The organism is Desulfobotulus sp. (genome assembly GCF_034006065.1).
In the GTDB taxonomy this organism is placed as follows: Bacteria; Desulfobacterota; Desulfobacteria; order Desulfobacterales; family ASO4-4; genus Desulfobotulus.
Genome location: NZ_JAVETM010000067.1, coordinates 1 through 10,374, shown reverse-complemented (window position 1 = coordinate 10,374; position 10,374 = coordinate 1). Strand labels below are relative to the sequence as shown.

The 10,374-nt window shown below is 57.4% G+C and carries 8 protein-coding genes and 1 pseudogene; all 9 read right to left on the bottom strand.

Annotated elements, in window-relative coordinates:
• Positions 1–433, bottom strand: a pseudogene (locus RBR60_RS15230) (hypothetical protein); the annotation flags it as partial.
• Positions 434–939: 506 nt separating this feature from the next.
• A complete protein-coding gene (locus tag RBR60_RS15225) occupies positions 940–3,369 on the bottom strand; it encodes a hypothetical protein (RefSeq protein ID WP_320358344.1) in 2,430 nt (809 codons plus the stop codon).
• 38 nt (positions 3,370–3,407) lie between these two features.
• Positions 3,408–4,472, bottom strand: coding sequence for a hypothetical protein (locus tag RBR60_RS15220; RefSeq protein ID WP_320358342.1), 1,065 nt, complete (start codon positions 4,470–4,472; stop codon positions 3,408–3,410).
• Positions 4,469–5,104, bottom strand: coding sequence for a hypothetical protein (locus tag RBR60_RS15215; RefSeq protein ID WP_320358340.1), 636 nt, complete (start codon positions 5,102–5,104; stop codon positions 4,469–4,471). The genes RBR60_RS15220 and RBR60_RS15215 overlap by 4 nt, the downstream gene beginning before the upstream one ends.
• Positions 5,105–5,176: 72 nt before the next feature.
• The gene (locus RBR60_RS15210) at positions 5,177–5,761 is read right to left on the bottom strand and encodes a hypothetical protein (protein WP_320358338.1); all 585 of its coding nucleotides are present in this window, start codon (positions 5,759–5,761) and stop codon (positions 5,177–5,179) included.
• A complete protein-coding gene (locus RBR60_RS15205) occupies positions 5,761–6,078 on the bottom strand; it encodes a hypothetical protein (protein ID WP_320358336.1) in 318 nt (105 codons plus the stop codon). The genes RBR60_RS15210 and RBR60_RS15205 overlap by 1 nt, the downstream gene beginning before the upstream one ends.
• A gap of 1 nt (position 6,079) precedes the next feature.
• Complete coding sequence (locus RBR60_RS15200) at positions 6,080–6,532, bottom strand: hypothetical protein (RefSeq protein ID WP_320358334.1); 453 nt, start codon at positions 6,530–6,532, stop codon at positions 6,080–6,082.
• Positions 6,533–6,535: 3 nt separating this feature from the next.
• Complete coding sequence (locus tag RBR60_RS15195; protein WP_320358332.1) at positions 6,536–6,880, bottom strand: hypothetical protein; 345 nt, start codon at positions 6,878–6,880, stop codon at positions 6,536–6,538.
• A 157-nt stretch (positions 6,881–7,037) separates the two neighbouring features.
• Positions 7,038–9,833: a phage tail tape measure protein gene (locus tag RBR60_RS15190; protein ID WP_320358330.1), complete on the bottom strand. Its 2,796-nt coding sequence runs from the start codon at positions 9,831–9,833 to the stop codon at positions 7,038–7,040.
• Positions 9,834–10,374: the final 541 nt, after the last annotated feature.

Below are 10,374 nucleotides of genomic sequence, written 5' to 3'. Positions count from 1 at the left end.
CAAAAAGCCGGACAAGCTGATATTCAAAATGCAGAAAAACCCGGTCTCCCAGACGGCTTTCCAGCTCCCGCGCCACGGCCTTTTTCCATTTTTCCCTGCGGGTGAACAGCACCGTGGGAACCACGCGGGCTTTGGGGTGGCTTTCCATGAGATCCGTGGCATAGCGGAGCAGGCGGTGGATGGAGAATTTCTGCTTGTCCTCCTGAAATTCCACCAGCCAGAGCACCACCTCACCTTTTTCAAAGCGAAAGAGGATGGGCATGTCCAAAGAAAGGTGGCCATCCTTCAGCTTCTGCTTTTTCGGCTCCTGACGGATGAACTCAAAGCTCTGTACCGCACCCAGATGCGTCATGGCTTCGGGTAGCAGCCAGTCAAGGGATTCTCTGGGAAAATCGAGAAAGATGTTCTTGAAATTGTGATCGTGGGAAATCATGGTGTCCCTTTTCTGTAGTCCTGTTGTGGCAGAAAAAGCATAGCAGCCGGAGACGCTGAATAAAAGAAGAGAAAAAGGGGTCGGACCCCTTTTTGAGCCCCGCCCACCCATCCAGCCTGATATATCAACCCCATGTTGTTTTTACGTTTTGCGGAAGCATACGCATAAAACCCTTTAAACACCTGATATTTTTTGGACTCAAAAACCTTTCCGATTGCGTTGCATCATTAAACACGGTTTACAATTGACAGGGCATTCCGATCTATGATTTCTTTAAAAAAACATCCAGCGAAAGGAAATGCCATGGAATGCCCAAAATGTGGGTACATCCGGAAAGCTACCGATCCATTTCCGGAATACGAATGTCCTGTGTGCAGGGTTATTTACAGCAAGTACAAAGGCCCCAGCACATTCACACCCAATGATGAAACCAGACCCAAAGGCCGCTGGTTTCCGAAAAAATTGCGGTTGTTCAGATAAAGGGTCCTGTTTTTCGCCATTTTTCGCTAACTGATATCCTTCATAGTCACAAAAAACTTTAAAGAATCGCGGAGTTCCATGGGAAGAAAGTTCAGCCCGCGCTGTCGCCTTTCCGGAGGCGGGAGCATGGCAGGCCTGAAAAAACCCTCTCCCGGAGCAAACTCCGGCCCGGTGACCCATTGCTTGAAGGTTCCGTCGGAATAATATTCCGCATGGAAAAAGGTTTGCTTTCCTCCGGGGCCGCCCACAGCGAGAAAAACCCGGTGCGGTGGCTGGCGGTTCAACATTTCCTGAAGCTGGCGATTCAGCCAGGGGCTTACGGTATACCCCGTGGTCAGGGATTCGTCCTGGGGCAGGGCCTCCGCAGCACATTCCCGCACCTTTCCCATGCCTGCGCCGGTTGTGCTGCGCCTGGCGCGGGTGTAGGCGGTTTTCAGGCCAAGGGTTACGGGCCCCCATTCCACATTCCTGGGGTAGGTTCCCAGAGCGCGGAAGGGGTCTGCCCCATTGGCTTCGTCCTGTTCCTCAAGCTCTCCCACCAGGCGCAGGTGCTCCAGCACCACGGCGGTGTTGGGCAGAAGGGCCGTATCCATGTGATAGGCGAATCCATAGGATACGGGGATTTTTCCGGAAGACGCTTTCAGGGGGTTCAGGGTTTTCATCTTCATGTTTTCAATGCTGTTGGCGCGGCAGTAGTAATTGTGCGGGTGGGGGGCGTCAATCCCAAACTCCCCTCGGACATGGATATGCTCCAGCATGCGCCGCTGTTTCCAGTAAAGGCCGAAACGGGTTTCTCCGCCCGGCCAGGTCAGCTTGGCGTAGGCTTCGTGGTGGCTTTCGCGAAGCTCCGAAAGGCGAAATTCCTGCACAATGTACATATGGATCCCTGTGGATGGATCTGAGCCACCAGGGGCGGGCGCACACCCTTCCTGGGGCTCTCCATAGGGGTCCACCATGTGATAGGTGGCTGTTCCCGTATGATTATACCGGGCATCCCTTAAAACAATGGGGTGCGGATGCAGAGGCGTTGGCTCAAAGGGTCCGATGTGTTCCGCTTCCGTAAGATCCCATGTGCTATCTTCCCACAGGTCTCCGTCAAGATTGCTTTTCTGGTAGATCAGTTCTGAGCAGAGAAAGGAGCCAGGTCCGGGAATGGGCCAGGTTGCCCTCTGACCCGCGCGGATATAGGCCAGGTACTCCGGTGAATAAGGATTCGCGCCTTCGTAAACCTGGGAAAAATCCTTCCTGGGATGCCCGCGTACTACCCAATCTGTCTGGCTGATCCGCGTGGATACCACTCCTTGCCGTATAAAATGCTTATGCCCCTGCTCCATTTCGTAATGCAGCCGTCGGCCATCGTCATCAAATTGCAGCACCCGTTTCAGATGCCGGGTGTAGGGCCAGGGGTCGCCCATCTGCCATTTGGAGGGCGGGCCGTAGTTCCAGCCGTCCGGCCAGCCTTCGGGCCAGGGATCTCCGGCCTTCCAGCCTTCAGGGGCCTGCCAGGGGATGTCGGCAAAATCATCGTTCACCACGTCCCAATAGAGCGCGCAGCGGTGAAAGACCACCCGCAAAAGGATATGGGTCGGGCAGGGCCTCGGGTGATTCTCAAAGCCGATGATGACGGGCGATTCCTGTTTCTGGCCCCGGAACTCGATCACCACCCGGTCGCCTTCTTCAAAGGCTTTGGCGTTGCAGGCCATGTATTCAATGGGGATGTCCGTCAGGGAGGTTTCCGTATGAATGGGCAGCCCCCGGACGGAGGAGGTATCCGCATCCAGGGTCACGCAGCCCGTATCCGCCTGAAGATTGCGGGATAAAAGGGTGGCCGTGCGGAAGGTGGGCTTCCATTTCTGCCATCCAGGAAAAAACGCCCAGTTCAGGGCCGTCTGGGCCGCTGTCATGGCAGAGATGGGGGTGAGCATACCCGGAAGGATGCCGGGCGGGGTGTGCCGGGTTCCGGGGGTAAGGAGGATTTTCCCCGGCTCTCCGTTGATCTCCAGGGTGTCCGCCGTGTCCGAAAGGGCAAGGGAGTGATCCGCACACCACAGCTCCCGAACATCCTGATCCAGCCCCTTTAAGATCTCCCGCAGACGCTCCAGCTCCGCGTCCATACTCCCAAGAACAAGCCGGGCCCCAGCCAGTCGGAGTTCCGCTCGGTTCAGGGTTGCCCGCAGTCGGAGAACCTCGGCCTGAAGGGAGCTCACGGCCTTTCTGTTTGCCTCCGATGCCTCTGCACGAAGGGCTTCAATGGCCGCGTTCAGCCGCAAAAGTCCTCCGTCCAGCTCCGCCCGACAGGTGGCCACCGTGCTTTCCGCCTCTTGTTTTTCCGCAGCCGCCTTTTCCCGCGCGCTTTCCAGCAGGGCTTTTCGGTCTTCCAGAGCCTTGCGGTTGTAGAGAATCCGGCAGCGGTACCGGCCTTCTCCCAGGTTGTGAAGAATCTCGGCCTTACCCATGGGTCAAACACTTAAGGGGTCTGACCCCTTTTTGAGACCTATCCATGCGCCAATACCTCCATGCTCTGGGTTTTATCGTTCACAGAAACGGCAATGCGGGCCACGCGCCAGGGGATACCTTCCACCCAGGCCAGGTCTCCGGGAAAAAGCCCCATCACCGGAGCGCATCGGAACCGGGTCATGCCGTCTGCCTGAAGGGAGACCGCCACCACAGGATCCAGCACCTTGGCCACGTTGGGATCAAAGGAAAAGGTGATCTTTCCTTCCGCGTTCAGGGTCAGAGAGCCGCTGCGGCCGCCCCGGTCGTAGCGAAAGCGCACACTGCCCGCACTGGCCATGTTCGTAAGCTGGCGGGAGCCGTCCGCATGGCGCCAGCCCTGACGCAGCACCAGACGGCCTTTGGGCCTTGCTGTGATCAGATCATTGAAACGCAGGGCATGGGGCAGCACCACAGAGAGGTAGGAGCCGCCGTTTTCCGTGAGGCGATACTGAAACGAGGCCATGGGCAGCTCCACGTCGCTAAGGCCGTCCCGGTCTCCGGTGAGGGTGCAGGTGTAGATTTTCTGGCAGGTCACGGGGATCTCCTTTTGCCACCAGATTTCCCGTTCTGGCACAGATTTCAGATGGCTTTGGGCATCAAAGGGTTTGAGGAGAAGGGGCAGCTCATGCTCTCCGGGAATGACCGGCTCTCTGAGAAAAGCGCTGGCGGTAAAACGGTTTTCCGGAACAATCAGGCAAAGGCCTGGCGGATGAAAATCCGCAGCTCCCGCAAAAGCGCTTACGGGCAGGAAGCGTGTGACCCTCACTGTCTGCACCCGGAGACCTGAGGCTGCGCAGAAGGGGCCGATGTCCATCTGTTCCTGCCAGCCCCAGAGAATTTCCTTCAAATTCGCGAGAGACTGGAAAGCTCCCGCCTCCAGGATCAGGCGTTCATGGGTATCAACAAAATCCCCGCGCATGCCCCCTTCTGCGGCAAAGGCTCCTGCATGAAGAACCACAACGGGCCGCAGGGGCGGCAGAATCACCGGGGGATTCCGACTTGCCAGAAGATGGTGGGCCGTACCAAAAAACAGGGGCGAGATGTGAAGGGTTGTCCGGATCATTCGCCACCGACAATGGGCAGTTCACGGATGCCCACACCAAAGCCCATGCCGTCCTTGGGATAAATTCGGACCATATAGGGGTTGTGCCCAAAACGGGCAAGACAACTTTTCGTTCCGCACTGTGAGGAACTGATGACGCCATTGCCTTGCCCGTTGTTCGCCCGCCTTTTTATTTCTGCGAAGGTATAGGTTCCGCCAGAAGTATCCAGTGAATCAATATGGTCGAGATCTGATTGCAGAAGCTGGGTCAGTTCCTGCGTGTTCGGAAGAAACCCGCCTTTGTTTGCAATGGTTTTTGCAAGGGGGCTATATGGAGTGCCATCGGTTCCTGTTTGCTTCAGAAACTCCGTATTATGCTTTCCGGTGTAGGGGTCATCCCTATCCGGCTGCACCTGGGGTTCAATACCCGGTATCAGTTCATAGCGATAAGAATATCTGTCCAATAACCGTTCCTTGGACGGAGCCACCAGAAGGGCCGTATTGCTGGCCTCATCCAGAAAGTACACAATCCAGCCTTCCACCACATCCCAGAGCTTCAGCGGGGGCGGCGGGCCAGGCCGCACGGCGTTTTTCGCTCCGTGGGGGTAGCGCAGGGGCATAAGCTTTTTCTGGTTCATGCGGTAAATGGCCATGGTTTTCTTTCAAAAAGGGGTCAGACCCCTTAAAGGGGGGGCTTTTTAAGGGGTCTGACCCCTTTTTTGTTGTTAAACCGCAACCCTCCGGCAGGGCAGCACCCAGAGCGAGGTGTTTTTCCCTACGGCACTTTCAGCCCCTGTCCCAAAATGCCGGGCCAGGGCGCGGGTGCTGGAGTTTTCCGTGGAGCTCCAGCAGTTTCTCTCCGAAGAGCCGGGAGCCGTTCCTGCGGCAATGGCCGCAAGGGTCATGGCCCCGCCGGAGGCATCTTTGCTGTCAATGAGGCTTCTCTGCTGCCAGAGGTGTTCCAGCTCATGCTTATTGGGCAGAAAATAGCCCCGGTCGTTGCAGTAATGGGCGGCTGCGGCATTGCTTCGGGTAATCCAGACGCTGGTATTATAAAAGCCGTCATTGGGGTCCGTTCCGTTCACCGCCACATTGGGGATAGAGAGGTTCACAAGGTTGGTTCCTGCGGCCTGTCGGCTGCGCTTTGCCGCAGGCGCCGCCAGAAGGTAAAAGCCGCCCTGAGTGGCAAAAAGGATATCCCCATCCAGCACATCCCCCACCACGGGATCCCGGGGCCGCACGGCGTTGGGGTACCCGCAGGGAAAGACCTTGGGCCTTAAAATGCGCTCTGAAAAGCGGAAAAAACCCATCAGCTCACATCTCCGGACACCAGCACAGAGACCTCGTTCCGGGTGGAGGCCACGGAAAGGCTGTCTCCCGCAGCCAGCACAAAAACCGTGTCCAGGGCAAAGGGGGAGTCTGTCGCTTCCAGGGTAATGCCCCAGCGGAAAAGGAGGCTGCCGCCCGCATCCCTGTGGAAAAAATCAATGCGCGCACTGGCTGTATCGGAAAAGTTGGAGACAAAAAAACTTAAAGCCAGCGTCTGCTGGTTCTGGGGCGCTGTCATGAGAAGGTATTCTTCCTGAAACACGGGAAACGCCGCCCGCGCCCATCGCTGCAAGGCCATTTTATCCTCCCTGCCTCAGGTCAAAGCCCATGTTTTTAAGCTGAAACATCACCCCGTCCGTCACGGTGACATTCTCCCCAAAGGCGATATGCCCGATGATCCTGCTGTCTCCGGGGGCGGATTCATTGAACTGCATGACCATGGCCCCCGCAGCCGGGCCGATGCTCCCGCCCTGAGCCGTCCACACCGCATCCTGCCAGGAGATGGTGGCCATGGCCCAGGTATCGTCCTGCCGCCAGCCTTCGGCATTGAGAAGGAGCACCCCCTTGTCCACATAGCCGTTGGCCGTGGCCACTTCCTGATCCAGCACATGGCTGTACAGGGTGTGCTGAATGCGGTCGAAAACAAAGGTGGGCCGCATCAGGATGGCCCGGAATGTGCCCGTTTCAAAATTGATGGTTCCCCGGCCCATCTCGTACAAAAGACTGTTTGCCAGGGTTCTTGTGATGGCCATGTCTCATGCCTCCCGTAAAATGAGCACATCCATGCCCGCCCGGTTGTTCTTTGCAGACCAGGCGGAGGGAATGCCGTAAAAAAGTCCTTCTTCCGTGGATACCCGCACTTCGGCGTACAGCTTCACCATGCGGGAAAGCCAGTCCAGATGGCGGATGTCCGTGGAGATTCTGATGGTGCGATCCGCAGCAGCGTAGCCCGTGTCGTAGGGGATGGCCCCGCCGTCCAGGGTGGCCGTGCGGGACACCCTGCGGGAGCCGGAGCGGTTCTCCAGCAGGGCGGAGGCCTCCTGCCGCAGAATGCGGGTGCCGTCGGGGTCAAATTCAGGGGCTGTGATGATGATGTTCATGGTTTTGCCTCGGGGGCATTAGTAGGGTTATTAGGGTCTTTAGGGTCCTTAATGTCCTTAAGGTCTTTAGGGTCCTTAAGAAGGGCTGGCCTTTGCCATGGGGCAAAGCCCTGTGGTTGCCCAGAACCGGGCAGGCACAGGGGCCTGCCCCTACGGTTTAAATCCCCAGCAGCATGTCCATGCCCTCTTCATTGACCCGCACCTGGATGGCGGACAAAACCTCCCACATGAAGGCCTCCAGGTGGGGGGCAAGGCCATCTCCCTGGATGGTGATGAGGGAATCCCCCTTTCGCAGGGCGTCCCTTTTTGCCTCCACCAGCTTCATCTCCGCATCCGCAATTTCCATCTGCTTATTGTGGGCTTCCTGACGCAGGGCCATCTCTTCTTTCACCCATTTTTCGATCTGCCACTTTTCGGAAAAGCTGTCTGCATTGCCCCAGAGGTCAAAGAGATCCCCCAGCACCTTGCCCGTGGACTCCATGGTGGTGGAAAGCCCGGAGATGATGGCCTCCACCTTTTTCGCATTGGCCTCCACCTCGGCTATGTCAAGTTTCGCCTGCCATTCAATGCTGGTTCCCAGCACCTCCAGCGTGGCCTTGATGCGCTCCGTTTCCTCGGCCATGCGGGCCTTTTCCAGCTCCACATGGATCTCCATGCGCTTTTCTGCGGGAAGTTCCTTTTCCAGTTCCTCTTTGGTTTTTTCCACGGAGGCGCTATCCGGCCCGGCGTAATAAACGATGTGCTTTTCATCGTCGATGCCTGCGAAAACGCCCTTCACCACCTCCTCATAGTTCTCATCCACCATGGCGGTGACGCGGGTGGTCTTTTCCGAAGGCAGTTCCGCCATGGCCGCCTTCAGCGCCGCCCAGGAGGCCTCGTCTTTGTGGATGAGAAATTCCATGATGACGTCATCCGACAGGCTGGAGACATCCAGCCCCATTTCCCTGATCTCCGCCCTGGCCGATTCCATCTGCTCCGTGGAAACCCGGATTTCCGGGGCAGGAGCGCTGGCAAGCTTTTCCATCTCCTGCCGCATCCCCCCCACAGACCCGCTTCCGCCCTCGGCTTCCTCGGCAATCAGGCCAAAACCCTTTCCGATGCGCTCAAAGCCCCGGAAGATGTCATGGCCATCCTCGTTGACGGATTTTTTCAGTGCCGCAATTTCCGCTTCCACCCGCGCCCGGTCTCTGCCGAACTGCTCGCTCATCCCGCCGAAGGTCACCATTTCCGCAAGGGCGAGAGAGGCTTCCTGTACCTCCAGAAAGGAAAGCTTCAGCCAGCGCAGCGTTCCCGTAAGGGTGTTCCACAGCACCTGCACGGCCCCGCCCACGACATCGAAAACGGAGGATACCGCTATGCCGAACTCATTCATCCCCACGAGAACAGCGGCAAACTCCAGCCCCAGCGCATTCACCGCCTTGCCGATGGCAAGGATCTGGCCCACGGCCTTCTGGGCCTCGGTGTCATCCTGAGCCATGAGAAGAAAAAACTCCCGGATCTGGTCAATGAAGGGCTTGAAGCCTTCCACCATGCCGGAGCTGATGTTCACCAGACCCTTCAGCATGTCCACCGTGGTTTGGATGAAGGCTTCAAGGTCTTTGGCCTTTCTCAGATCCAGTTCGCCAAAAAGGCCCATGATGGCTTCCCCGATTCCTTCGAGAGAATCCACCAGCCCCGAAAAATCCACATTCTCCATGGCTTCGGGCAGGGCCTTGGCCACATCCTTAAAAAAATCCTCCAGCCCGCCTCCCATGCGACGCAGGCCATTGAAAAGATCGTCAAAGGCTCCGGAAGAAACAAGCTGCTGCAACGCGGCCTGAATCTCCGTCATGCCATTGATGGCACCGCTGAGGCTGTCCTTAAATTCCGTACCCACCACAATGGCAAGATTCTGAAAAGAGGCCCCGTAGCGATCCAGCGCCACCTGAGAGGATTCAAGCTTCATCGCCACTTCTGCGGCCACGGCTCCGGTGGAGGCAAGGGCCGTGTTGGTGACCGCCGTGGTCTTGGCGAGGCCATCGAAAGCCACCATCATCTTGGCGGCATGGTCGGTGCCGGACAGAGCCTGCACCAGCACGGGCTTCATGCTGGCATCCACGGTCTCAAAGGCTTTGGCCACATCGTAGTAAATATCGCGGGAAGATCTCAGCTTGCCGTTGGCATCATGCTGGGCCACACCCAGCACTTCCAGGGCATCGGTGACGGGCTTTGCGCTGCTGGTGAGGCGCAGGAGGGTGGTTTTAAAGGCTTCCGAGGCTTCCACCCCGGAGCGGAACCGTTCGATCACCGGCACCAGCAGCCCTGCGGTTTCCTCAAAGGAGAATCCTGCCTGAGACGACAGGGGCGCAAGCTTGGCCATACCACCGGACAGCTCCACCACGGAGGTGGCGTAATCGTTGGAAACTTTGTTCAGGATGTCCGTAAGCCGGGCGGTTTGGGAGGCTTCGGCGTTAAATCCCTTCATGATGGCGATAATGTCCGAGGAGGCGCTGCTCACCTCATACCCGGCCTCTGCCGCAGCGATGACCAGCCGCATAGAGGCTTCCGCCATGTTGAGGGAGGCATCCAGATCAAACCCGGCTTTTTTAAAATCCGTGACCGATTCCATGATGGATGTGGCGGACTGGCCATAGGCGTTGGAAAGGGAGAGTACATCCGCTTCCACCCTGGGCATGAGGGGCCGGAGATCTTCATCCAGAATCTTGGCAAGGTTGGTGCTGGCGGATTCAAAGTCCACGGCCTTGACATAGGCATAAGTGAGGCCCCCCACGGCAAGGGCCAGCAGGGCCGCGTCCGTGGCCAGTACGGCATCGGCAGCCTTGGCCAGCGGAGAGGACACCCTGTCCGCCATGGAGGAAATTAGAGAGAGGGTGTCTGCCACATCCCGCGCGGTTTTTGAAACCTGATCCTCCCCGGAGAAGACGATTTTGACGATTTTTTCTACGTTGGACATGCCTACCCCTTTTTGTAATTGGTTACCGCAAAAGCCCTGCTGTGCTTTCGGGGTGAAAGCCCGTCAAGGGCAGCGGCGGCTCTGCCTGCCACAAAAGACTGCCTTCCTTAAAGACCTTAAGGACTTTAAGGAGGGCTGGCTTTTGCAGCAAACAAAGCCCGGTCGCTGAGGCTCCCGAAGCGCGGCCCGGCTTTAAACCCGAAAGACATACAGGGCCTTAGGGCCGTCCCCTTTGCAGTATAGGGCCATGGGGGGTGGCGTTTGCTGTTTGGGCCTTAGATGTGCGTGGATGGGGGTTCTTTTTGCCTGATTGAGCTATGATTTAGCTTGACGGGGGGTAGAGCCAAAAACAAAAACCCCCGCACCGGAACCGATGCAGGGGCTTTCTTTATGGGATCAGAAAAGACTTACTTTCCGCCGCCCTGACTCCGGAGAGACTGAACAAAGGCCTCATGATGAACTTCCGGGTTCAGCACACAGACCGTCCGGAGTACGTTGTTGACGGATACCACCATATTCTGATGAAGCTGGCCCAGGGTGC